This window comes from Burkholderia cepacia (genome assembly GCF_001039005.1).
GTDB lineage: Bacteria > Pseudomonadota > Gammaproteobacteria > Burkholderiales > Burkholderiaceae > Burkholderia > Burkholderia theae.
Genome location: NZ_LDWR01000038.1, coordinates 20,738 through 44,012 on the forward strand (window position 1 = coordinate 20,738; position 23,275 = coordinate 44,012).

At 68.9% G+C, this 23,275-nt stretch carries 23 protein-coding genes; 15 read left to right on the forward strand and 8 right to left on the reverse strand.

The window, feature by feature from the left end; genetic code table 11:
* Positions 1-41: 41 nt before the first annotated feature.
* Together VL15_RS21420 and pxpB are read right to left on the reverse strand one after the other, a co-directional pair.
* On the reverse strand, positions 42-1,109 hold the full coding sequence (locus tag VL15_RS21420) for a biotin-dependent carboxyltransferase family protein (protein WP_048248313.1): 1,068 nt from the start codon (positions 1,107-1,109) through the stop codon (positions 42-44).
* The gene (gene pxpB, locus VL15_RS21425; RefSeq protein ID WP_048248314.1) at positions 1,106-1,762 is read right to left on the reverse strand and encodes a 5-oxoprolinase subunit PxpB; all 657 of its coding nucleotides are present in this window, start codon (positions 1,760-1,762) and stop codon (positions 1,106-1,108) included. Before pxpB ends, VL15_RS21420 begins: the two co-directional genes overlap by 4 nt.
* A 148-nt stretch (positions 1,763-1,910) precedes the next feature.
* On the opposite strand from pxpB, the gene VL15_RS21430 reads away from it, so the two are divergent.
* The gene (locus VL15_RS21430) at positions 1,911-2,423 is read left to right on the forward strand and encodes a winged helix DNA-binding protein (RefSeq protein WP_048248315.1); all 513 of its coding nucleotides are present in this window, start codon (positions 1,911-1,913) and stop codon (positions 2,421-2,423) included.
* 74 nt (positions 2,424-2,497) lie between these two features.
* Here the strand turns inward: VL15_RS21430 and VL15_RS21435 are convergent, their stop codons facing one another.
* The gene (locus VL15_RS21435; RefSeq protein WP_048248318.1) at positions 2,498-3,106 is read right to left on the reverse strand and encodes a 5-formyltetrahydrofolate cyclo-ligase; all 609 of its coding nucleotides are present in this window, start codon (positions 3,104-3,106) and stop codon (positions 2,498-2,500) included.
* 8 nt (positions 3,107-3,114) lie between these two features.
* On the opposite strand from VL15_RS21435, the gene VL15_RS21440 reads away from it, so the two are divergent.
* The 4 genes from VL15_RS21440 (at position 3,115) to VL15_RS21455 (ending at position 8,353) form a co-directional block, all read left to right on the forward strand.
* Entirely contained in the window at positions 3,115-5,067 is a 1,953-nt protein-coding gene (locus tag VL15_RS21440) for a lytic transglycosylase domain-containing protein (RefSeq protein ID WP_048248319.1), read from the forward strand.
* Between the two features lie 373 nt (positions 5,068-5,440).
* Positions 5,441-6,403 (forward strand): complex I NDUFA9 subunit family protein, encoded by a 963-nt coding sequence (locus VL15_RS21445; RefSeq protein ID WP_048248321.1) that lies wholly within the window; start codon positions 5,441-5,443, stop codon positions 6,401-6,403.
* A gap of 64 nt (positions 6,404-6,467) precedes the next feature.
* Complete coding sequence (locus tag VL15_RS21450; RefSeq protein ID WP_048248322.1) at positions 6,468-7,115, forward strand: glutathione S-transferase family protein; 648 nt, start codon at positions 6,468-6,470, stop codon at positions 7,113-7,115.
* Complete coding sequence (locus VL15_RS21455) at positions 7,112-8,353, forward strand: multifunctional CCA addition/repair protein (protein WP_048248324.1); 1,242 nt, start codon at positions 7,112-7,114, stop codon at positions 8,351-8,353. Before VL15_RS21450 ends, VL15_RS21455 begins: the two co-directional genes overlap by 4 nt.
* A 30-nt stretch (positions 8,354-8,383) precedes the next feature.
* On the opposite strand, the gene VL15_RS21460 is transcribed toward VL15_RS21455, so the two are convergent.
* Positions 8,384-9,169, reverse strand: a complete 786-nt coding sequence (locus VL15_RS21460) for a helix-turn-helix domain-containing protein (protein WP_048248325.1) — start codon at positions 9,167-9,169, stop codon at positions 8,384-8,386.
* Between the two features lie 430 nt (positions 9,170-9,599).
* Between VL15_RS21460 and VL15_RS21465 the strand changes: the two genes are divergently transcribed.
* Complete coding sequence (locus VL15_RS21465) at positions 9,600-11,450, forward strand: M24 family metallopeptidase (RefSeq protein ID WP_048248326.1); 1,851 nt, start codon at positions 9,600-9,602, stop codon at positions 11,448-11,450.
* A gap of 83 nt (positions 11,451-11,533) precedes the next feature.
* Here VL15_RS21465 and VL15_RS21470 read toward each other — a convergent pair whose 3' ends face one another.
* From VL15_RS21470 to flgA, 4 genes are all read right to left on the reverse strand, one after another.
* Complete coding sequence (locus VL15_RS21470) at positions 11,534-12,883, reverse strand: SGNH/GDSL hydrolase family protein (protein WP_053077690.1); 1,350 nt, start codon at positions 12,881-12,883, stop codon at positions 11,534-11,536.
* Between the two features lie 160 nt (positions 12,884-13,043).
* Positions 13,044-13,484: a flagella synthesis protein FlgN gene (locus tag VL15_RS21475; protein ID WP_048248327.1), complete on the reverse strand. Its 441-nt coding sequence runs from the start codon at positions 13,482-13,484 to the stop codon at positions 13,044-13,046.
* Positions 13,485-13,560: 76 nt separating this feature from the next.
* Complete coding sequence (flgM, locus tag VL15_RS21480; RefSeq protein WP_048248329.1) at positions 13,561-13,887, reverse strand: flagellar biosynthesis anti-sigma factor FlgM; 327 nt, start codon at positions 13,885-13,887, stop codon at positions 13,561-13,563.
* A gap of 118 nt (positions 13,888-14,005) precedes the next feature.
* On the reverse strand, positions 14,006-15,241 hold the full coding sequence (gene flgA, locus VL15_RS21485) for a flagellar basal body P-ring formation chaperone FlgA (protein ID WP_048248331.1): 1,236 nt from the start codon (positions 15,239-15,241) through the stop codon (positions 14,006-14,008).
* 204 nt (positions 15,242-15,445) lie between these two features.
* Between flgA and flgB the strand changes: the two genes are divergently transcribed.
* The 9 genes from flgB (at position 15,446) to flgJ (ending at position 23,268) form a co-directional block, all read left to right on the forward strand.
* Positions 15,446-15,934: a flagellar basal body rod protein FlgB gene (gene flgB, locus VL15_RS21490; protein WP_048248332.1), complete on the forward strand. Its 489-nt coding sequence runs from the start codon at positions 15,446-15,448 to the stop codon at positions 15,932-15,934.
* 42 nt (positions 15,935-15,976) lie between these two features.
* Positions 15,977-16,402, forward strand: coding sequence for a flagellar basal body rod protein FlgC (gene flgC, locus VL15_RS21495; RefSeq protein ID WP_034190310.1), 426 nt, complete (start codon positions 15,977-15,979; stop codon positions 16,400-16,402).
* 64 nt (positions 16,403-16,466) lie between these two features.
* A complete protein-coding gene (gene flgD / locus VL15_RS21500) occupies positions 16,467-17,228 on the forward strand; it encodes a flagellar hook assembly protein FlgD (protein ID WP_048248334.1) in 762 nt (253 codons plus the stop codon).
* Positions 17,229-17,255: 27 nt separating this feature from the next.
* Entirely contained in the window at positions 17,256-18,497 is a 1,242-nt protein-coding gene (gene flgE, locus VL15_RS21505) for a flagellar hook protein FlgE (RefSeq protein ID WP_048248335.1), read from the forward strand.
* Between the two features lie 20 nt (positions 18,498-18,517).
* Positions 18,518-19,276, forward strand: coding sequence for a flagellar basal-body rod protein FlgF (gene flgF / locus VL15_RS21510; protein WP_048248337.1), 759 nt, complete (start codon positions 18,518-18,520; stop codon positions 19,274-19,276).
* A gap of 319 nt (positions 19,277-19,595) precedes the next feature.
* Entirely contained in the window at positions 19,596-20,384 is a 789-nt protein-coding gene (gene flgG, locus VL15_RS21515) for a flagellar basal-body rod protein FlgG (RefSeq protein WP_048248338.1), read from the forward strand.
* A 20-nt stretch (positions 20,385-20,404) separates the two neighbouring features.
* Positions 20,405-21,094 (forward strand): flagellar basal body L-ring protein FlgH, encoded by a 690-nt coding sequence (gene flgH, locus VL15_RS21520; protein WP_048248339.1) that lies wholly within the window; start codon positions 20,405-20,407, stop codon positions 21,092-21,094.
* 5 nt (positions 21,095-21,099) lie between these two features.
* Positions 21,100-22,284 (forward strand): flagellar basal body P-ring protein FlgI, encoded by a 1,185-nt coding sequence (locus VL15_RS21525; RefSeq protein WP_048248365.1) that lies wholly within the window; start codon positions 21,100-21,102, stop codon positions 22,282-22,284.
* On the forward strand, positions 22,285-23,268 hold the full coding sequence (flgJ, locus tag VL15_RS21530) for a flagellar assembly peptidoglycan hydrolase FlgJ (protein WP_048248341.1): 984 nt from the start codon (positions 22,285-22,287) through the stop codon (positions 23,266-23,268). It begins immediately after the preceding gene.
* Positions 23,269-23,275: the final 7 nt, after the last annotated feature.

Here is a 23,275-nt window from a genome sequence, read left to right on the forward strand (position 1 = left end):
ACTGATTGCGTGGCGCGTCTTTCGTACTGCTTCCGCCATTGTCACGCTGCGCGCGATTGCGCGCGGCGGCGCGCTTCCTCGCGCATGTCGATCGCGACGTCGATCTGCCGCAGATAGGCACGTTCTGCGATCAGGGCGGCGCGCGCGGCTTCGGGTGTCGTGCGCACGAAGCGGATCGGCAGGTTGAGCCGCGCCTGCGCAAGCTTCCACAGATCGGCGCGGATCACCGTGCCGATCTTCGGGTAGCCGCCGGTGGTCTGCGCGTCGTGCATCAGCACGATCGGCTGGCCGTTCGGCGGCACCTGGATCGTGCCGGGCAGCACCGCGTGCGACAGCAGCTCGACCGGCCGCTCGCGCACGAGCTCCGCGCCGGCGAGGCGATAGCCCATCCGGTTGCTGTTCGCGGTGACGAGCCACTCCTCGTCCCAGAACGCCTGCTGCGAATCGGCCGCGAACGACGCGTAGTCGGGGCCCGGCAGCACGCGCACGGGCATCGCCCACGGCGCATGCGCGGGGCGGTGCCGGCGCGGCGGCTCGTCGATGCGCACGAACGCGCACCACGCGGGCGCCTTTACGCCGAATTCGGGCGCATCGGCCGCGAGGCAGCCCGCGCCGGCCGGCGGCACACCGACCGGGAGCCGATCGCCGTCGCGCAGCGTGCGGCCGCCGAGGCCGCCGAAGCGCGACGCGAGATCGGTGCTGCGCGAGCCGAGCATCGGCAGCACGTCGATGCCGCCCGCGATGCACAGATAGCCGCGCATTCCGCGTTTCGCGGCCGGCAGCACGAGCGTCTGCCCGGCGTCGACCGGCAGGCTCCACCACGAATACACGCGCTCGCCGTCGAGCGTCGCGCCGAACTCGGTGCCGGTGATTGCGATGCGGGTGGCCCGCGTGAAGCGGAAGGCGGCCGGGCCGATCGTGATCTCGACGGCCGCCGCGTCGGGGCGGTTGCCGACGAGCCGGTTGCCGACCTCGAGCGCGAGGCCGTCGAGCGCGCCGCCCTGCGCGACGCCGAGATGGCGCGCGCCGCGGCGCCCGAGATCCTGCACGGTCGACAGCGGGCCGGCCCGCAACACTTCGATGGTGCCCGGTGCGTTGCTCTGGGTCATCGTGCGTCGACTCCCGCAATGGTGAAGCGCACGCGGTCGCCGGGCAGCAGCAGCGTCGGCTGCGGCCGCGCCGGATCGAACAGCACGCGCGACGTGCGGCCGATCAGTTGCCAGCCGCCGGGCGACGTGGCCGGGTAGATGCCCGTCTGCGCGCCGCCGATGCCGACCGAGCCGGCCGGCACCTCGAGACGCGGCGCCGCGCGGCGCGGCGTGTGCAGCGACGCATCGAGGCCGCCCAGATACGCGAAGCCCGGCTGGAAGCCGACGAAGAACACGACGTATTCGCCGGCAACATGGCGCGCGACGACCTCGTCGGCCGACAGGCCCGTGTGCGCGGCGACGGCCGGCAGGTCGGGCCCGGCGGCGCCGCCGTACTCGACCGGGATCTCGACGTCGCGGCCGTCGGCATGCTCGACGTCGGCGGTTTCCCACGCGTCGCGCAGCGCCGGCGTGAGCGACGCGGCCGTCGCGGCGAGCGGGTCGAAGACGATGGTCAGGTTGTTCATGCCCGGCACGACGTCGATCACGTCGGGCCACGCGCGCGCGGCCTCGGCAACGGCCCAGACGCGGCGCTGGCAATCAAGCGTGGCGGGCGGCGGCACCTCACAGACGAGGGCGGCATCGCCGAGCGGATAAATGCGGGGTTGCGTCATCGGACTGGCACGGTTCGGACGGCAATGTTAGCGCACATTGTCAATAAGATATCGATAACTTCCCAATAAGCGTTTTCGCCTAGCCCGTACACCGGGGCTTCTGACGTACACTCGGCAAACCCTGACATCCTGCTTGCGCCGCCCTTCCATGAAGCGTCCTCCGACCAAGATCGTGTCATCCGAACACCTCGTTTCCGATTCGAGCGCGGAGCTGTCGGAGCTCGAATACGGGCTCATCATGGCCGGCAACGCGTTCAACCGCTGGATGGTGCGCTGCATGTCGGCAGCCGGCGCGAAGGACATGACGGCGGTCGAGGTGTCGCTGCTGCACCACGTCAGCCATCGCGAACGCAAGAAGAAGCTCGCCGACATCTGCTTCGTGCTCAATATCGAGGATACGCACGTCGCGACCTATGCGCTGAAAAAACTGATCGCCCGCGGCTATGTGAAGAGCGAGAAGAGCGGCAAGGAAGTGTTCTTCTTCGCGACCGACGCCGGCCGCGACCTGTGCCTGAAGTATCGCGAGGTGCGCGAGCACTGCCTGATCGAGACGCTGAAGGACAGCGGGCTCACCAACGCGCAGATCGGCGACGCGGCGCAGTTGCTGCGCCACGCGTCGGGCCTGTACGACACGGCCGCGCGCGCGGCGGCGTCGCTGTAAACGATTGCGGAAATAATTGCGCGCGGCCAGGCGCCGACGGGCGTGTAGCGACGACCGTGGCGCCGCGCGCCGCGTCATCCGGCGGCCGGGTAGAGCGCGCCGTCGGTCACGATCCAGCGCAGCGCGAGATCATGCGTTTCGGCAGGCAGCGCATCGACGCGGCACGCTTCATAGGCGATGCCGACCGTCACGGGCAGCGCGTCGCCCGGCCACGCGGCGAGCGTGCGGTCGTAGTAGCCGCCGCCGTAGCCGAGCCGGTAGCGCTGCGGATCGAATCCCAGACAGGGAATCAGCAACAGGTCGGGCACGACGTCGATTCCCGACGCCGGTTCCGGAATCCGGTGATGACCTTCGCGCATCGGCGTGTGCGCATCCCACGCATGGAACGCGAGTGGCGCATGCCGTTCGCCGATCACCGGCAGCGCGGCGCGCCGGCCCGCGCCCGCCGCGCACCAGGCGAGCACCGCATCGCGCGCATCGAATTCGCCCGGCAGCGGCCAGTAGAACCCCACCGAGCGCGGCGCGATCCGCTCGAGCAGCATGCGCAGCCGCGCGTCGAGCGCGGCGTTCGCGGCGGGTTGCGACGCGGCGTCGCGGCGCGCGCCGGACAGTGTTTTGCGCAGCGCAACCTTCGGGTTCGGCACAGGGTTGCGTGCTATGCTTTCGCTCAATTCGTGCTCCATTCAAAACGATGTCGAACAGCCTTTTTCGAGTATATCGCGCGGTCGCGCTGACGCTTTCCGCTGCCGCGCTGGTCGCGGGCACGGCCGCGTGCGCGGCACCGGCCGACGACACGGTCGCCGGGGATGACCAGACCTTCGTGCAGCTTCGCGAAGCCGCGCGCCGCAACGACGCCGCGAAAGCCGCGCAGCTCGCGTCGACGATCCCGAACTATCCGGTACCGTCCTACGTCGAGTATTTCCAGATCAAGCCGCAGCTGTTCGATTCGACGGGCCGCGCGCGCGTCGATGCGCCGGACGCGCCCGTGCAGTCGTTCCTGCAGCGCTACGACGGCCAGGCGATCGCCGACCGCCTGCGCAACGACTACCTGCTCGTGCTCGGCGCGCGCCACGACTGGCGCAGCTTCGACGATCAATACAAGCGCTTCGTGCTCGACGACGACACGCAGGTCAAGTGCTACGCGCTCGAATCGCGCGCGGCGCGCGGCGAGAACGTCGCCGAGGCGGCGCGCGCGCTGCTCGTCGAGCCGAAGAACTATGGCGACGCGTGCGTCGACCTGATCACCGCGCTCACGGTCAACCAGCAGTTCACGAACGACGACGTGTGGCAGCAGGCGCGCCTCGCGTACGAGCAGAACTACACGACGCTCGGCGGCAAGATCGTCGACGCGCTCGGCCCGCGCCCGGCCGGCTTCGACCAGGCGACGAGCGCGCCGCCGCTGTACCTCGCGCGCGGCGTCGGCCCCGACGCGGCGTCGCACCAGCTCGCGCTGATCGCGCTCGGCCGCATGGCGCGCAACGATCCGGACGCGGCCGCCGGGATGCTGACGTCGGTCGCCGGCTCGCTCACGAAGCAGGAGCAGGCGATCGCGTGGGGCGCGATCGGCTACCAGGGCGCGATCAAGCGCTCGCCGCTCGCGTCGGTCTGGTATGCGAAATCCGCGAATGCGCCGCTGTCGAACCCGGGCTACGAATGGCGCACGCGCGCCGCGCTGCTCGCCGGAAACTGGCCGATGGTGCGCTGGTCGATCGAGCAGATGCCGCCGTCGCTGCGCGACGATCCGGCATGGATCTACTGGCATGCGCGCGCGCTCAAGCAGAGCGGCGACACGCTGCAGGCGAACCAGGAATTCGAGCAGGTCGCGGGCCAGTTCAACTTCTACGGGCAGCTCGCCGGCGAAGAGCTCGGCCAGCGCACGACGATCCCGCCGCGCACGAAGGTGAGCGACGCCGAGATCGACGCGATGAGCAAGATTCCGGGCTTCGCGCTCGCGCAGCGCTTCTTCGCGCTGAACCTGCGCCTTGAAGGCAACCGAGAATGGAACTGGCCGCTGCGCGGGATGACCGATCGCCAGCTGCTCGCGGCCGCCGAGTACGGCAAGCGCGTCGAGCTGCTCGACCGCACGGTCAACACGGCCGACCGCACGAAGGCCGAGCACGACTTCACGCTGCGCTACCCGTCGCCGTACCGCAACATCGTCGAGCGCTATGCGCAGTCGACCGGCCTCGACGTCGAATGGGCGTACGGGCTGATCCGCCAGGAATCGCGTTTCATCACGAGCGCACGTTCGTCGGTGGGCGCGGGCGGGCTGATGCAACTGATGCCGGCGACGGCGCAGATGGTCGCGAAGAAGCTCGGCATGGGCACGATCACGCGCGCGCAGATGCACGACATCGATACCAACATCCAGCTCGGCACCTGGTATCTGGGGGACATCTACAATAACTTCGACAGCTCGCCGGTGCTGGCCACCGCCGGCTACAACGCGGGCCCGGGCCGGCCGCGCCAGTGGCGCCAGGTGTTGACGCAGCCGGTCGAAGGCGCGATCTTCGCGGAGACGATTCCGTTCAACGAGACGCGCGACTACGTGAAGAACGTGTTGTCGAATACCGTCTACTACGCGGCGCTCTTCGAGGGCAAACCGCAGTCGTTGAAGAAACGTCTAGGCATGATTTCGCCCTGATCCGCAATCTTCACACTGCCGCGCGAGACGCGGCAGTGTTCTTAAGGGCCTGTTCACGCTAATAACGGACTTGCGAACGTGCCTTGCCGGTCGTCCCCCAAGGGGACTTCCTTCGGGGCGCGTGCAAGAAGCAAGGAGCGCCGTTTGGCCGAGCCAAACAAGCGACGCGCGACGCCGCAATGCGGCCGGCAAGGCACGTTCCCCTGACCGGGAAAAAGTCATAAATGGGGCTGGCCGCCAGAAGGGCCGATCGCTGCGTCATGCTCCTTGCGAATACGTCGAGTATTCGCTTCGTCGCAGTCCTTGCGCTCGGTCCTTCTGGCGGCCAGCGCAAGTCCGTTATTAGCGTGAACAGGCCCTAGGAGTCCCGAACATGGATCGCCAGACCGTCGCGCTGCTGGGCGGCACCGGCTTCATCGGCAGCCGGCTCGTCAATGCGCTGATCGACGCCGGCAAGCAGGTACGAATCGGCACGCGGCGGCGCGACCACGCGCGCCACCTGCAGATGCTGCCGGTCGAGATCGTCGAACTCGAGGCGCTCGACACGCGCACGCTCGCGCGCTTCGTCGCCGGTGCGCACGCGGCGATCAATCTCGTCGGCGTGCTGCACGGCGGCCGCGGCACGCCGTACGGGCCCGGTTTCGAGCGCGCGCATGTCGCGCTGCCGGCCGCGCTCGCGAGCGCCTGCGCCGAGGTCGGCGTGCGGCGCCTGCTGCACATGAGCGCGCTCGGCGCCGATTCGCGCGGCGCGAGCATGTACCAGCGCTCGAAGGGCGACGGCGAAGCGGCGCTGCATGCGATCGCGGCGACCGATTCGCTCGCGCTGACGATCTTCCGTCCGTCGGTCGTGTTCGGCCCCGGCGACGCGTTCCTCAACACGTTCGCGAAGCTGCAGCGCACGGTGCCCGTGCTGCCGCTCGCGATGCCCGATGCGCAATTTCAGCCGGTGTTCGTCGGCGACGTCGTGCGCGCGTTCGTCAACACGCTCGATCTCGCGGCCGCGCACGGCAAGACCTACGAGCTCGGCGGCCCGACCGTCTATACGCTCGAGCAGCTGGTGCGTTATTGCGGCACGCTGGTCGGCCGGCAGGCGCGCATCGTGCGGCTGCCCGACGCGCTCGCGCGGCTGCAGGCAAGCGTGTTCGAATGCCTGCCCGGCGAGCCCGTGATCACGCGCGACAATCTCGCGTCGATGTCGGTGCCGAACGTGCTGTCGGGGCCGCTCGCGCCGGAACTCGGGATCTCGCCCGCGAGTCTCGAAAGCATCGCACCCGCCTATCTCGGCAACGCCACGCAGCGGTCCCGGTTCGACTGGTTCCGCTCGCGTCGCCACTAGGCCCGCACGGGCGCCGTCATTCGGCACCGCTTTTTTTCACCTTCGCGTTTTCCGGAATACCGTCATGAAACTCGTCATTGGAGACAAGAACTACTCGTCGTGGTCGATGCGTCCGTGGCTGCTGCTCACGCATTTCGGCATCCCGTTCGACGAGATCGCGGTCGAGCTGCGCCGCGACGACACGACCGCGCGCATCCTCGAGTATTCGCCGACCGGCAAGGTGCCGTGCCTGGTCGACGACCACGGCGTCGCGATCTGGGATTCGCTCGCGATCGCCGAGACGCTCGCCGAACGCTATCCGCAGTTTCCGATGTGGCCGGCCGACCCGCTCGAGCGCGTGCATGCACGCTGCGTCGCGGCCGAGATGCACGCGGGCTTCGCGGCGCTGCGCACGCAGATGGGCATGAACGTGCGCGCGTCGATGCCGGGGCGCGGCGCGACGCCCGACGCGCTCGCCGACGTCGCGCGCATCGATGCGCTGTGGAGCGCATGCCTCGAAGCGTCGGGCGGGCCGTTCCTGTTCGGCGAATTCGGGATCGCCGACGCGATGTACGCGCCCGTCGTGATGCGCTTCAATACGTACGCGCCGGGCCTGTCGCCGGAAGCGGCCGGCTACGCGGCGCGCGTGACGGCGCTGCCGGCCGTCCAGCGCTGGATCGACGCGGCGCGCCGCGAAACGACCGTGATCGCCGACTACGAGCCGACGCGATGAACATCTATGCGGTAGGCGGCGCGATCCGCGACGAATTGCTCGGCGTGCCCGTGCAGGACCGCGACTACGTGGTGGTGGGCGCGACGCCCGAGCAGATGGCCGCGCAGGGTTTCCGGCCGGTCGGCAAGGATTTCCCGGTGTTCCTGCATCCGCAGACGCAGGAGGAGTACGCGCTGGCGCGCACCGAGCGCAAGACGGCGGCCGGCTATCACGGCTTCCAGTTCCACTACGCGCCGGACGTGACGCTCGACGAGGATCTCGCGCGGCGCGACCTGACGATCAACGCGATGGCGCGCGAGGTGAGCCCGGAAGGTGTGCTGGTCGGGCCCGTGATCGATCCGTTCGACGGGCAGGCCGACCTGCGTGCGCGCGTGTTCCGGCACGTGAGCGACGCGTTCGTCGAGGATCCGGTGCGGATCCTGCGCATTGCGCGCTTCGCCGCGCGGTTCGCGGATTTCACGGTCGCGGACGAAACGCTCGCGCTGATGCGCCGGATGGTCGACGCGGGCGAGGTCGACGCGCTCGTGCCCGAACGCGTGTGGCAGGAAATCGCGCGCGGGCTGATGGAGGCGAAGCCGTCGCGGATGTTCGCGGTGCTGCGCGAGTGCGGCGCGCTCGCGCGCATCCTGCCCGAAGTCGATGCGCTGTGGGGCGTGCCGCAACGCGCCGACTACCACCCGGAAGTCGATACGGGCGTGCACGTGATGATGGTCGTCGACTATGCGGCGAAGCAGGGTTATTCGCTGCCGGTGCGCTTCGCGGCGCTCACGCACGATCTTGGCAAGGCCACGACGCCCGCGGATGTGCTGCCGCGCCACGTCGGCCACGAAGGCCGCAGCGTCGACCTGCTCAAGCCGTTGTGCGAGCGGCTGCGCGTGCCGAACGAATGCCGCGATCTCGCGCTGGTGGTCGCGCGCGAGCACGGCAACCTGCATCGCGTGATGGAGATGGGCGCGGCGGCGCTGGTGCGGCTGTTCGAGCGTAGCGACGCGCTGCGCAAGCCCGCGCGTTTCGCCGAAATGCTGCAGGCATGCGAATCGGATGCGCGCGGGCGGCTCGGGCTCGACACGCAGCCGTATCCGCAGGCCGAGCGGCTGCGCGTGGCGCTCGCGGCCGCGCGCAGCGTCGATGCCGGCGCGATCGCGCGCGGTATCGGCACCGAGGCGGAGAAGATCAAGGATGCCGTGCATCGCGCGCGGATCCAGGCCGTCGCGCAGGCGCTCGAGATCGGCGAATAAGGACGGGCGGCACGCGCCCGCAAGCCGCCGTTACGACTTCTTGCGCGCGGCCGCCTTGCGGGCCGGGGTGGCGGCAGCCGGGCGTTTGCCGGCGGTGGCGCGCGGCTTTGCCGATGCCTTCTTTTTTTCCACCGTGCTGGCCGGCCGTGCCGCGCCGGCGTCGCGCTTGCGTTTCGGCGCCGGCTCGCGGCGGCTCACGTGCGGCTCGCCCGGCGCCGGCTGCCTGATTTCCATCGTCGCGGATACGAATTCGGCGCAGCTGTCGTCGAACAGCGGCAGCGTGCCGACCGCGATCAGCTCGGCGGGCCCGTCGCCCACGTTGGCGACGCGATGCCGCTTGCGCGCGTCGAAGTGCAGCGAGTCGCCGGGCGACAGCGGGTAATCCTTCTTGCCGACCGTGTAGCAGATGCGGCCGGTCAGCACGTACACGAATTCGTCGCCGCCGTGCGACACCCATTCCGAGCGATAGCCTTCCATCATCCGCACCTTGACCGCGTTGATCAGGCTGCCGTCGAACGTGGTGGAGAGCCGTTCGTACCACTGCGACGTGCTGTCGACCGCGTATGGCTCGCGGCTGCCCGCGTGCGAATCGGGCTGCGCCTGGCGCGGCTGGTCGATCAGCGCGCCGAGCGGCACGTCCAGCGCTTTCGCGACGTTGACGAGCGACGACAGGGAGATGCCCGTGAGATGGCGCTCGACCTGGGACAGGAACCCGACCGACAGCTTCGCTTCGGTCGCGACTTCCAGCAGCGTCTTCTTCGCTTCCCGGCGCAGGCGGCGAATGCGCTGGCCGATACGCATGATGTCTGAATCCATGAATCTCTTTCGTGGCAACGAGTCGGGAGGCGAGCGGAGGGGCGGTGCAGTCGCCGGGAAGCTGGGTTCCGCGAATCGCACGAAGCACGGCCGTCGGGACGCCGATGCCGGCGCATTGTACCGCGCGGTTTGGCCGCGCGAAGCCGCGTTGCGCGGGCCTGCGGCACCGTGCCGCCGATTTTAGTCCTACGAAAATTTTAGCTTGACCTCAATTTCCGCCTGCTCTAGATTCTGTCGCGAGCATCAAACAAAGTTAAGTGAGACAAAAATTTCCGCGGACCTGCCGCTGGCACAGCCCGGCGGCCCGGCGACGTGCAGTGCCGCGCGTCGTCCGCGCAGCGGTGCCGTGTCGCGTCACGCCTGTTTCAGGCATGCGCCCCGCCGCGTCGCACCGCCGACCGCCGACAACAATGAATAACGTGGGCATCCGATGATCGATCGACTGCAATACAACTTCTCCGGCCTTCCCCCGTACGACGCGTCCGTCGCCGACACGCAGGCCGGCCTGGCACGCCTGCTCGACGCCGCGCGGCTCGACGCGGTGGTGGTCACGTCGCAGGACGAATACGTCACCGAGTACCTGCCGCGCAGCAACAACCCGCGCTACGCGCTGTCGGGCTTCGACGGTTCGGCCGGCTGCGGGATCTTCCTGAGTGCGGCGACCGCGCAGGCGCTCGGCGTGCCGCCGTTCGTGCTGTTCGTCGACGGCCGTTATCACTTTCAGGCCGACCAGCAATGCGATCCGGCGCGCGTGCGCATCGAGAAGCTCGGGATGGGCGTGACGATCTGGCAGGCGCTGGCCGACTGGCTGGTCGCGCACGCGAGCCGGCTCGCCCGGGTCGGCTACGACGCGCTGCGGGTCAGCGTCGCGCAGCGCGACCGGCTGTTCGAGCAGGCGCAGGCCGCGGGGCTGGACTGGACGAGCTTCGCCGAGCGCGAGATCGATCGTGCGATCGCGCTGCCGGGCTGGGTCGTCGAACGGCCGATTTTCGAACTGCCGGAATCGATGACGGGCCTGAGCGTCGCGCAGAATCTCGACACGCTGAACCGCAAGCTCGCCGCGCATACCGGCGCGGCGGACGGCAAGACCGCGTTCTTCTCGTGCGCGTCGGACGATCTCGCGTATCTGCTGAACAGCCGCGGTTATCACATCCCGAACGCATCGTCGCACCTCGGCTTCCTGTTCGCGGTCGGCGGGCAGGTCGCGCTGTTCCTGCCGGAAGGCTGCGACCGCTGCGACGTCACGCTCGCGTCGTATCCGGCGCTGCACGTGATCCGGCGCGATGTCGCGGCGCTCGCGCGCTTTCTCGCGCAGTTCGCGGTCGATCACGTGTGCTACGGCTTCGAATCGGTGAATTGCGCGCTCGTCGATGCAGTGAGCCGCGTGTGGCCGCAGGCGCGGCATGCCGACTTCAACCCGGTCGAGGCGATGCGGGCCGCCAAGACGCCGGCGGTGCTCGACCGGTTCCGCGACGCGTTCGCGCGCAGTTCCGCGGCGATCGCCGAGACGATGCGCTGGGCGAAGACCGGCGAGCCCGGCGCGCGCCACACCGAATACGACCTGGCGCGCACGATCAACGATGCGTACGGCGCGCGCTCGGCAGTGGCGTTGACGTTTCCGTCGATCGCGGCGAACGGCGCGAACAGCGCGTTCGCGCATTACACGGCGGCGAGCGCCGACGTCGAGCTGACGGAAGGCGAGCTCGTGCTGCTCGATAGCGGCGCGTACTACGAAGCCGGTTTCGCGACGGACTGCACGCGTGTCGTGCTGCGCCGGGCGCACGCGGATACGGTCGCACAGCCGTGGCAGCGCGAGATCTACACGGTCGCGCTGAAGGCCTGCATCAAGGGGCTCGTCACGCGCTTTCCGAGCACGGCGACGGGCGGCGACGTCGATGCGGTCGTGCGGCAGGTGTGCCTCGACCATGGCCACGATTTCGGTCACGGCACCGGGCACGGCGTCGGCATTCACGTGCACGAGGGCGGCGTGCGGTTCGCGCCGGGCGCGAAGTACGGGCTGGTGCCGAACGCGGTGATCTCGGTGGAGCCGGGTATCTACGTGCAGGGCAAGGGCGGCGTGCGGATCGAGAACATCGTGATCATCCGGCCGGACGAAACGCAGCCGGACACGGTGACGTTCGAGAACATCGTGACGGTCGGTTACGACTGGGACCTGATCGATCTCGACCTGCTGAACGACGACGAGCGCGCGTACCTGCGCGACTACGAGCGGCTGTGTGCGGAGCGCGGCACGCAGGTGACGGCGTGCCCGCTGCTGTAAGCGGTGCGGGCGGCGTCGGCCGCCCGCGGTCCGCCGGTCATCGGTGACCGATCATCCGAGCCGGATCAGGATCCGGCTCCATTTCAATCCAGCAACCGCGCGCGCACGAACGGCGTGATCCGCTCGGCGAGCCACGCGTGCGTGCGCGTCGACGGGTGCAGCGTGTCCCAGAACACGAAGCGCGCCGGGTCGCGGCAGTCCGCGCGCGGCGTCTGCGCGGCCATATAGGTGAACGACGACGGCTTCGGGATGTCGAGGCACGAGCGCTTCGCATCGTCGAAGCCGTATTGCGCGGGGCGGCTCAGCAGATCGTCGAACGGCGCGTACGCATCGAACACCTCGAGCCGCAGCGTTGCGCCGTAGCGGGCCCGGACGGCGACGGCCGCGTCGGCGAGCCGCTGGTTGTAGTCCTTGACCTGCGCGGCGACGCTGGCGGTGTCGGTGCGCGTCGCGAACACCGGCGCGCGCGACACGTCCGGCAGCGTGATGAGCAGGATGCGCGTGGCACCAGCCGCGGCGAGCCGCTCGAGACTGTCGCGGACCGCGTTCGCCGCCTGCTCGGGCGTGCGGCCGTAGTTCACCAGATCGTTGCCGCCCGCGAACACCACGAACAGCGTATTGGCGGGCCGGTAATTCGGCGCGCGATCCATGTATTCACGCCACGAGTCGACCTCCTGCACCAGGCCCGGCACGACGAGGTGCTGGTCGGTCGCCGCGCCGCCGATTGCCCAGTTGTAGAACGGCAGCCGCAGCGCGTTCGCGACGTATTCGGCCCACACCGGCCCGTTGCTGAAGCGGCCGGCGTGCCAGCTCGTGCCGTTCGGCAGCTTCCACTGGCTCGCGTTGAACATGTTCTGCGTGTCGGACAGGCTGTCGCCGAACACGATCAGCTTGTTGACCCGCGCGTCCTGCTGCGCGGCGTCGATCGTCCAGACCGTGTAGTTGAACGACAGCGTGTTGTTGGCCGCGACCGCCTGCGTCAGGTTCGCGCGGATGCCGCGCGCGGCGAGCGTCTGGCGGCAGACGTCGGCGAGCGTGTCCTGCGTCGTCGCGCTGTAGAACATGTTCTTCCACTGCGTGATGCCGTCCGCCCACCAGTAGCCGGGCACGCGATACCAGTCGCCGCCCGACGGATCGCGCGCCCACTCGTAGGTCGCCTCGGGCTTGAGCGGATCGTCGCTGATCCGGTACCAGCAGCGCAGGTAGGTGTAGGTGTCGCTGCCGCGCGATGCGGCGCGCGGCGCCCTGCCGGGCGGAGTGGAAACCGGTGCCGCGAGCGGGCCGGCCGGCGACAGCGTCATGTCGCCGGTCGGCGTCGGCAGCGGGGCCGGGGCCGGGGCGCCCAGCGCGAGCGACGCGGTGAAGGTCAGTGCGGCGCCGAGCGTGGCGACGGCGGCCTGACGGCGTGCGAATTCAAAACGGGAATGATGCATCGATGCCCTCCGATCTGTTGTAGTTGGATCAGGCAGCGCGGCTGCGCTGCCGCGTATCGGGGGGACGGTTGCGCCGGGCTGGAGCCCGGTCTGTCGAAGTGGAATTCGGGGTGAAGCGGGTGAAGCGGCGGCGGACCGGGCTGCGGGCCGCCGCGGGGCGTCAGCGCGTCAGCGCCGACACGCGTCCGTCGGGGCCGTAGACGCCGGCCGGCGCGGGCGCCGAGCGCAGCACCGCGAGGGCGCGCTCGTTGTAGTCCATCCGGATCCGGATCAGCATGCCGTTGTTCGCGTTGGCCTGGCGCGCGCGTTCGGCGGCCTGTTGCAGCAGTTGCCAGCGGCCGGCGAGACGCGCATCGCGCTCGGCGGCCTGGTCCATCCCTTTCTTGCCGGACGGAAAGCCGAGTGCGGAAAGCTGCGTGTCGCGCGTGCGTTCGAGCTGCGCGAGCCGGTCGATCAGCGCGCTTTTCTTCTCGACGATTCCGGGCAGCATCTCGAGCGGCTCGGCCGTCGTCAGCGCCTTTTCCTCGTAGACGAGCAGGGACGCGAACGCCTCGACCGTCGCGTGTTCGTCGTTGACCGTGGCCAGCAGCTCTTCTCTCATCGCGTCATGCTCGTCGCGCCGGTGCGCGGGGTGCGGCGCGCCGGCAAACCGGGGGACCGGCCGCGAGGCGGCCGGCTCAGCTGCCCGGGCGCTGCTGCTGCAGCAGCTCGCGGGCGGTATTCAATACGCCGTCGGCAATCTTGTTCGCGTCGATCGTCAGCGTGCCGTTGTTCAGCGCGTCCTTGATCGACTGGACCAGGCCCGTGTCGATATCGGCGCCGCCGGACGCGGATACCGAGCGCAACTGGCCGGACAGACCCGACAGATTCACGCTCGTGTCGCCGCCGGTCGATCCTGCATCGGCCGCCTGCGCGGACGACGGGGCCGCGCCGGATTGCGCACGGGTCGCGCCGTTGCCGGTCGGCGCGAGGGGGCTCGGGTTCGGAGTGGAATCGATCTTCACGATGGGTTTCCTGTTCGGTATGACCCAGATAACGGCCGGGTCGGCCCGAACTTTAGCATCGTGAGCCCGAAATTCTCCGAATAAACAATTCTTTGCAATCTTGCGGCGATATCCGTCCCTATAGCGGAATTTCCACGGTGCCGGCGTCCTTGACGATCGCCGTGACGATCTGGCCCGCCGCCATCCGCACCCGCACCGACTGGCCGGGCGCCGCATTCGCGAGCACGCTGCCCTCGGCCGAAATCGTGAAACCGGGCCCGGCCGCGACGACCCGCACCGTCTGGCCGGCCGACACCGACGCCGCGCTCTTCAGCATGTCCTGCCGCAGCGGCAGCCCGGCCGAGATGCGCGCGAGCGCGGTCGAGCCGATCGCCTGCGCCGGATCGGTGATCACCGCGAGCGGCAGCACCGTCAGGTCGCCGTCGCGCGCGACCAGGTCGGCCGCGCTCAGCGGTTCGCCGGGCGCGATCTGGCGCGCGGCGACGTAATAGGTGGCCTGCACGGTGACCTTCGCCTGCAGGTAGACGGTCCACGGCCGCTCGCCCGCGCAGCGCACGCCGACCGTCGTGCGGCCCCACAGGCGCGCGCCGGTCGGCAGGAACGGTTCGAGCGTCGTGCAGGCGGCGAGCCCGCGCGGGAAGGCGGTCGTGACCGTCGCGGTGGTCTTGCCGGGCAGGCCCGCAATCTGCTGCTGCAGGAACGTGAGGGCCGCGCGGCGGAGCGCTTCAGGGTCCTGCTGGCCGGGCGGCGTCGCGGGCTGGGCCGCGGGGGCCGCCTGGGCCGGGTTGGCGGCCACCGCCGCCGTGCGCGGTGCCGGCGCGGCGCGGGCCGCCGCCATGCGCGCGGCGCTTGCCCGCGGCGCCGGCCGCGCGGGATTCGACGCGGGCTCGGCCGTACCGGCGACGACCGTCGCGATGGCGTTGGGATCGGCGGCGCGCGGCGTGCCGTAGGCGGGATTCGCGCGAGCGGCTGAGTAGACGGGTGCGGGGGCCGGCACGGAAGCCGGCGGCGGGACCGTCGTCACGACCATCGCGCCGGCCGGTTGCGCCGCGTAGCCCGCCGCGGCAGCACCAGCCACGCCGGCCGACCCGCTCGCGCCCGCCGCCGCGCGCCCGGCATCCGGCGTCATGCCCGGACCCGAACCCATCCCCGCATTCCCGCCGAACTGCCCGCCGTTCGCCGCGTTGGCGTGCGCGAGCGCCGTTTCGGCCGTCTCGCCGCGTCCGGGGATCACGATCATCGCGTCGTCCGCGTGTGCGGCCGGCGCGGCGATCCACAGCGCCGCGGCGAGCGCAAACGCACGCCGGACGTGCGTGAGCCGCCCGTTGCTGCCGCGAAGTGCGCTGCCCGTCATCGCCGTGTCCTCGATCTGTTGCTCCGCTTCGCATTCTAGGGAGCGGGGCCGTCGCGCAAACGATGAATAGAGGGGGGCTTTGCCGCGTTATTCGCCCGATTGCCGGTTGCGTGCGACGCCTACCATCGCTGTCATGGAAAAAAGCCTCTCGGGTCGCCATCCGGCGCGAGGGGCGTGCAGCGCTTCATACGGAGAGACGCACACATGCTGGACAAACTCGATGCGGAATTCGCGTTCGGCCGACAGGCGCTCGACGTGCGCGCCTACCGGCAGGAACTGCTGTCGTCGAACATCGCGAATGCCGACACGCCGGGCTATCAGGCCCGCGACACGGATTTCGCGTCGACGCTCGCGCGCTCGCTGAAGCAGACGAACGGCGGCCTCGCGCCGAGCAACGCCGGGCAACTGCCGATGACGCAGCCGGCCGGCGTGACGAGCGGCATGTCGATGGTGTCGACGGCGCAGGGCCACATGGCCGGCACGGCGAAGCTGATCCCGACCGGCGGCCCGGCCGACGACTACGGCCGCGCGCAGTACCGGATGCCGCTGCAGCCGTCGCTCGACGGCAACACGGTCGATCTCGACGTCGAGCGCGTGCAGTTCGCGAACAACGCGCTGCACTACGAAACCGGGATGACCGTGATGACCCAGCAGATCAAGGCGATGATCGCCGCGATCACGACGAACTCGTAAGCGCGCCGCTTCCGAACCCGAGCACAAGCACAAGGAGCCTCCATGCCTTCGTTGATGAACATCTTCGGCGTCGCCGGTTCGGCGCTGTCCGCGCAATCGCAGCGCCTGAACGTCACCGCGTCGAACCTCGCGAACGCCGACAGCGCCACCGGCCCCGACGGCAAGCCGTACAAGGCCAAGCAGGTCGTGTTCGCGACCGACCCGATCGGCGGCGCGCGCACCGCGTCCGGCCAGGGCGTGGGCGGCGTGCGCGTGACGAAGGTGATGGACGACCCGTCGCCGATGAAGTCGACCTACGACCCGGCGAACCCGGCTGCCGACGCGAACGGCTACGTGCAGATGCCGAACGTCGACCCGGTGCAGGAGATGGTGAACATGATCTCGGCGTCGCGCTCGTACCAGGCCAACGTCGAGACGCTGAACACCGCGAAGACGCTGATGCTCAAGACGCTGACGATCGGCTCGTAAGCCACGCGCCGCCCGACCTTACCGACCCGACAGTTCCGATAGTTCCGACAGAAGGCTAGCCAGGATGACCTCCTCCAACACGACGATCGGCAGCAACGGCACGAACGTGTCGACCTTGCCGACCGACACGATGAACACCAACAACGTGTCGTCGACCAACGGCACGTCCGCGAGCGACCTGCAGGCGACGTTCCTGAAGCTGCTCGTCACGCAGCTGCAGAACCAGGATCCGACCAGCCCGGTCGACAGCTCGCAGATGACCTCGCAGCTCGCGCAGATCAACACGGTGAGCGGCATCGCGCAGCTGAACACGTCGCTCACGTCGCTGTCGACGCAGCTCACGGCCGGCCAGCAGACGCAGGCCGCGATGCTGATCGGCACGAACGTGCTCGCGCCGGGCAACGCCGTCGCGGTGAAGAGCGGCGCGGCGTCGCCGTTCGGCGTGTCGCTGGCGAGCTCGGTGTCGAACCTGACGATCACCGTGAAGAACTCTGCGGGCACCGTCGTGAACACGATCAAAGCGGGCGCGCAGTCGGCCGGCACCGTGCCGTTCAACTGGACGCCGACCGACGCGGCGGGCAACGCGCTGCCGGACGGCAAGTACACCGTCAGCGCGTCGTATACCGACAGCAACGGCACGCCGCAGCCCGCCACGACGCTCGCGGCCGCGACGGTGCAGAGCGTGATCAAGCAGGCGGACGGCACCGCGGGGCTCGTGCTGTCGAACGGCACGACGGTGGGGCTCAGCCAGGTCGCGTCGATTTTCCCGAACACGACGTCGTCCGCGTCGTCCTCTTCCTCGTCCGGCGGCACCGCCACCAACTGATCGAGCTTTTTCGAAACGGAGACCGAAATGGGTTATCAACAGGGTCTGAGCGGCCTCGCCGGCGCATCGAACGCGCTCGACGTGATCGGCAACAACATCGCGAACGCGAACACGGTCGGCTTCAAGTCGAGCACCGCGCAGTTCGCCGACATGTACGCGAACTCGGTCGCGACGTCGGTCAACACGCAGATCGGCATCGGCACGGCGCTGAATTCGGTGGAGCAGAACTTCGGCCAGGGCACGATCAATACGACGAGCTCGTCGCTCGACGTCGCGATCAACGGCAACGGCTTCTTCCAGATGTCGAACAACGGCGTGACGACGTACTCGCGCGACGGCACGTTCCAGCGCGACAAGAACGGCTACATCGTCGACTCGCAAGGCCGCAACCTGATGGGCTACATGGCCAACGCGGGTGGCGTGATCAACACCGCGCAGACCGTGGCGCTGCAGGCGCCGACCAACAACATCGCGCCGACCGCGACGACCAAGATCACCGGCCAGTTCAACCTGAACTCGCAGGACACGGTGCCGGCCAAGACGCCGTTCAGCGCGACCGACAACACGACGTACAACTACTCGACGTCGATCCAGGTGTACGACTCGCTCGGCGGTTCGCAGGCGGTCAACATGTATTTCGTGAAGTCGGCGGCCGGCACGTGGGAAACCTACGCGGGCGTCCAGGGCGGCGCGACGACCGATCTCGGCACGGTCACGTTCAATTCGTCGGGCGCGATCCAGAGCACGACGCTGCCGGGCGGGGGCGCACCGACCACGTCGCTCGGCCAGTTCCAGTTCACCGTGCCGAACACCGATGGCTCGGCGACGCCGCAGAGCCTCACGCTCGACCTGACCGGCACGACGCAGTACGGCGGCAAGGACGGCGTGAACAACCTCGCGCAGAACGGCTACGCGAGCGGCACGCTGACGACCTACACGATCGGCACCGACGGCAAGCTGACCGGCAACTACTCGAACGGCCAGACCGCCGTGCTCGGCGAGATCGCGCTCGCGAACTTCAACAACCCGAACGGGCTGGTGAACCTCGGCGGCAACCAGTATGCGGAGTCGGCCGCATCGGGCGTGCCGCAGGTCTCCGCGCCGGGCAGCACGAACCACGGCACGCTGCAGGGCAGCGCGCTGGAGAACTCGAACGTCGACCTCACGTCGCAGCTCGTGAACCTGATCACCGCGCAGCGCAACTACCAGGCGAACGCGCAGACGATCAAGACGCAGCAGACCGTCGACCAGACGCTCATCAACCTGTAACGCAGGGATAACGGGCAGCCATGGACCGACTGATCTATACGGCGATGACGGGCGCGTCGCAGTCGCTCGACCAGCAGGCGACCGTCGCGAACAACCTCGCGAACGCGTCGACGACGGGCTTTCGCGCGCAGCTCGCGACGTATCGCGCGGTGCCGATGAATTTCGGCGACGGCAGCACGATCGACCCGACGACGACGCGCACCTACGTGCTCGCGTCGACGCCCGGCGCGAATTTCGCGCCGGGTCCGATCACGCGCACCGGCAATCCGCTCGACGTCGCCGTGCAGGGCGCGGGCTGGCTGTCGGTGCAGACGGCCGACGGCAGCGAGGCGTACACGCGCGCCGGCAACCTGCACGTCGACGAGAACGGCCAGCTCGTCAACGCGAGCAACCTGCCGGTGATCGGCAACGGCGGCCCGATCTCGGTGCCGCCGAATGCGGAAGTGACGATCGGCAAGGACGGCACCGTGTCCGCGCTGATGCCGGGCGACCCGCCGACGGCGGTCGCGATCGTCGACCAGATGAAGCTCGTCAATCCCGATCCGGCCACGCTCACGCGCGGCAACGACGGCTTGTTCCGCACCGCCGACGGCAATCCGGCCGACGCCGACGCGAACGTGGTCGTCACGCCGAATTCGCTCGAAGGCAGCAACGTCAACCCGGTGACCGCGATGGTCGCGATGATCGACAACGCGCGCGCGTTCCAGCTTCAGTCGAAGCTGATTCAGACGGCCGACCAGAACGAGCAGACGGCGAACCAGCTGCTCAACTTCAGCTGAGCGCTGGGGTCTGTTTACATATGGAACGCACATGCGAATGCCCGAAATCGCTCGTAGGGCAAGAAGTGAGGAGCGCCGTTTGGCCGCGCCAAACAAGCGACGAACGACGCCGCCATACGGGCGATTTCGGGCATTCCCGTGACATGAATTTTTTAATTTGGGGTTGCCACGAGAACGGCCGCTCGCCGCGTTGCGCTCCTTGCGAATACGTCCAGTATTCGCAGCGTCGCGCGCCTCGCGAGCGGCCGTTCTCGTGGCAACGCATGCGCGTTCCATATGTAAACAGACCCCACGCCAGCCCACGCAGGAGACCTTACAAGTGAACCGTTCGCTTTACATCGCCGCCACCGGCATGAATGCGCAGCAGGCGCAGATGGACGTGATCTCGAACAACCTCGCGAATACCAGCACGAACGGCTTCAAGGCGTCGCGCGCGGTGTTCGAGGATCTGCTTTACCAGACGATCCGCCAGCCGGGCGCGAACTCGACGCAGCAGACCGAGCTGCCGTCGGGCCTGCAGCTCGGCACCGGCGTGCAGCAGGTCGCGACCGAGCGCCTGTACACGCAGGGCGGCCTCACGCAGACCGGCAACTCGAAGGACGTCGCGATCAACGGCGCGGGCTTCTTCCAGGTGCTGATGCCGGACGGCACGAACGCGTACACGCGCGACGGATCGTTCCAGACCAACGCACAGGGCCAGCTCGTCACGTCGAGCGGCTACCAGATCCTGCCCGCGATCACGATCCCGCAGAACGCGCAGTCGCTGACGATCGGCAAGGACGGCGTCGTGTCGATCACGCAGGCGGGTTCGACCAATTCGGTGCAGATCGGCTCGCTGCAGATCGCGACCTTCATCAACCCGGCCGGCCTCGAGGCGCGCGGCGAGAACCTGTTCTCCGAGACGACGTCGTCGGGCGCGCCGAACGTGTCGCAGCCGGGCCTGAACGGCGCGGGCGTGCTCAGCCAGAACTACGTCGAGGCGTCGAACGTGAACGTCGTGCAGGAGCTCGTCAACATGATCCAGACGCAGCGTGCCTACGAGATCAACAGCAAGGCCGTGACGACGTCCGACCAGATGCTGCAGACCGTCACGCAGATGAAGAGCTAACCGGAATACCCGTCGTCGCCATGAAGCAGGTTCGCCTCCTCCCGTCAGCCACCGTCCGCGCCCTAGGCGCGCTCGCGGTGGCGGCGCTCGCCGGTTGCGCGCAGATTCCGCGCGATCCGATCATCCAGCAGCCGATGACGGCGCAGCCGCCAGCGCCGATGTCGATGCAGGCGCCCGGCTCGATCTACAACCCCGGCTACGCGGGCCGGCCGCTGTTCGAGGATCAGCGGCCGCGCAACATCGGCGACATCCTGACGATCATGATCGCGGAGAACATCAACGCGACCAAATCGTCGGGCGCGAACACGAACCGGCAGGGCAACACCGATTTCAACGTGCCGACGGCCGGCTTCCTCGGCGGGCTGTTCGCGAAGGCGAACCTGTCGGCGGCCGGCAACAACAAGTTCGCGTCGACGGGCGGCGCGAGCGCGGCGAACACGTTCAACGGCACGATCACGGTGACCGTCACCAACGTGCTGCCGAACGGCAACCTCGTGGTCAGCGGCGAGAAGCAGATGCTGATCAACCAGGGCAACGAATTCGTGCGCTTCTCGGGCGTCGTGAACCCGAACACGATCTCGGGCGCGAACTCGGTCTATTCGACGCAGGTCGCCGACGCGAAGATCGAATATTCGGCGAAGGGCTACATCAACGAAGCCGAGACGATGGGCTGGCTGCAGCGCTTCTTCCTCAACATCGCGCCGTGGTGATGACGATGCAGACGACCCTGTTCAACCGCCTGTCGACCCGCGCGCATGCCGCCGCGCGGCTCGCCGTCGCGTTCGCGGCCGTGGCCGCGGCCTGCGCGTTCGGCGCGGCGCCCGCGCACGCGGAACGCCTGAAGGATCTCGCGCAGATCCAGGGCGTGCGCGACAACCCGCTGATCGGTTATGGCCTCGTCGTCGGTCTCGACGGCACCGGCGACCAGACGATGCAGACGCCGTTCACGACGCAGACGCTCGCGAACATGCTCGCGAACCTCGGCATCTCGATCAACAACGGTTCGGCCAACGGCGGTCCGTCGTCGCTGAGCAACATGCAGCTGAAGAACGTCGCGGCCGTGATGGTGACCGCCACGCTGCCGCCGTTCGCGCGGCCCGGCGAGGCGCTCGACGTCACCGTGTCGTCGCTCGGCAACGCGAAGAGCCTGCGCGGCGGCACGCTGCTGCTTACGCCGCTGAAAGGCGCGGACGGGCAGGTGTACGCGCTTTCGCAGGGCAACATGGCGGTCGGCGGCGCGGGTGCCAGCGCGAACGGCAGCCGCGTGCAGGTGAACCAGCTCGCGGCCGGCCGGATCGTCGGCGGCGCGATCGTGGAGCGCGGGGTACCGAACGCGATCGCGCAGATGAACGGCATGCTGCAACTGCAGCTGAACGATATGGATTACGGCACCGCGCAGCGGATCGTGTCCGCGGTCAACTCGAGCTTCGGCCCGGGCACCGCGACGGCGCTCGACGGCCGCACGATCCAGCTCGCGGCGCCGGCCGACTCGGCGCAGCAGGTCGCGTTCATGGCGCGGCTGCAGAACCTCGACGTGAGCCCGGACAAGGCCGCGGCGAAGGTGATCCTGAACGCGCGCACCGGCTCGATCGTGATGAACCAGATGGTCACGCTGCAGAGCTGCGCGGTCGCGCACGGCAACCTGTCGGTCATCGTCAACACGCAGCCGGTCGTATCGCAGCCGGGGCCGTTCTCGAACGGGCAGACGGTGGTGGCGCAGCAGTCGCAGATCCAGCTCAAGCAGGACAACGGCGCGCTGAAGATGGTGACGGCCGGCGCGAACCTCGCCGACGTCGTGAAGGCGCTGAACACGCTCGGCGCGACGCCCGCGGACCTGATGTCGATCCTGCAGGCGATGAAGGCGGCCGGCGCGTTGCGCGCCGACCTGGAGGTCATCTAAATGGCAGCCACTCTCCCGAACGCAAACGACCTCACGCAGCGCTTCGCGCTCGACGTGCAGGGTTTCGACGCGCTGCGCGCGCAGGCGAAGCAGTCGCCGCAGGCTGGCGCGAAGGCCGTCGCGGGCCAGTTCGACGCGATGTTCACGCAGATGATGCTCAAGAGCATGCGCGACGCGTCGCCCGACGGCGGGCTGTTCGATTCGCATACGTCGAAGATGTACACGTCGATGCTCGACCAGCAGCTCGCGCAGCAGATGTCGACGCGCGGGATCGGCGTCGCCGACGCGCTGATGAAGCAGCTGATGCGCAACGCGGGGCAGGGCGCAGGCAGCGACACGGCGGCCGACGTCGGCGCGGCCGGGCTGGGGGCGGCCGGCCTCGGCACGGGCGGCAACGAAGGCAGCCTCGCCGCGATGAACGCGATGGCGAAGGCCTACGCGAACGCATCGAACAACGGCGGGCTCGCCGGCGCGCGCGGCTACTCGGCCGGCAGCGCGCTGACGCCGCCGCTGAAGGGCGCGAGCGGCGCGCCGGACGCCGACGCGTTCGTCGACCGGCTCGCGGGCCCCGCGCAGACGGCCAGTGCGTCGACCGGCATCCCGGCGCGTTTCATCGTCGGCCAGGCCGCGCTCGAATCGGGCTGGGGCAAGCGCGAGATCCGCGCCGCCGACGGCTCGACCAGCTACAACGTGTTCGGCATCAAGGCGAACAAGGGCTGGACGGGCCGCACGGTGTCGGCGCTGACGACCGAGTACGTGAACGGCACGCCGCGCCGCGTGGTCGCGAAATTCCGCGCGTACGACTCGTACGAGCACGCGATGACCGATTACGCGAGCCTGCTGAAGAACAATCCGCGCTACTCGGGCGTGCTGAGCGCCAGCCGCAGCGTCGAAGGCTTCGCGCACGGGATGCAGAAGGCCGGTTACGCGACCGACCCGAACTACGCGAAAAAGCTGATCTCGATCATGCAGCAGATCGGCTGACGGGCCC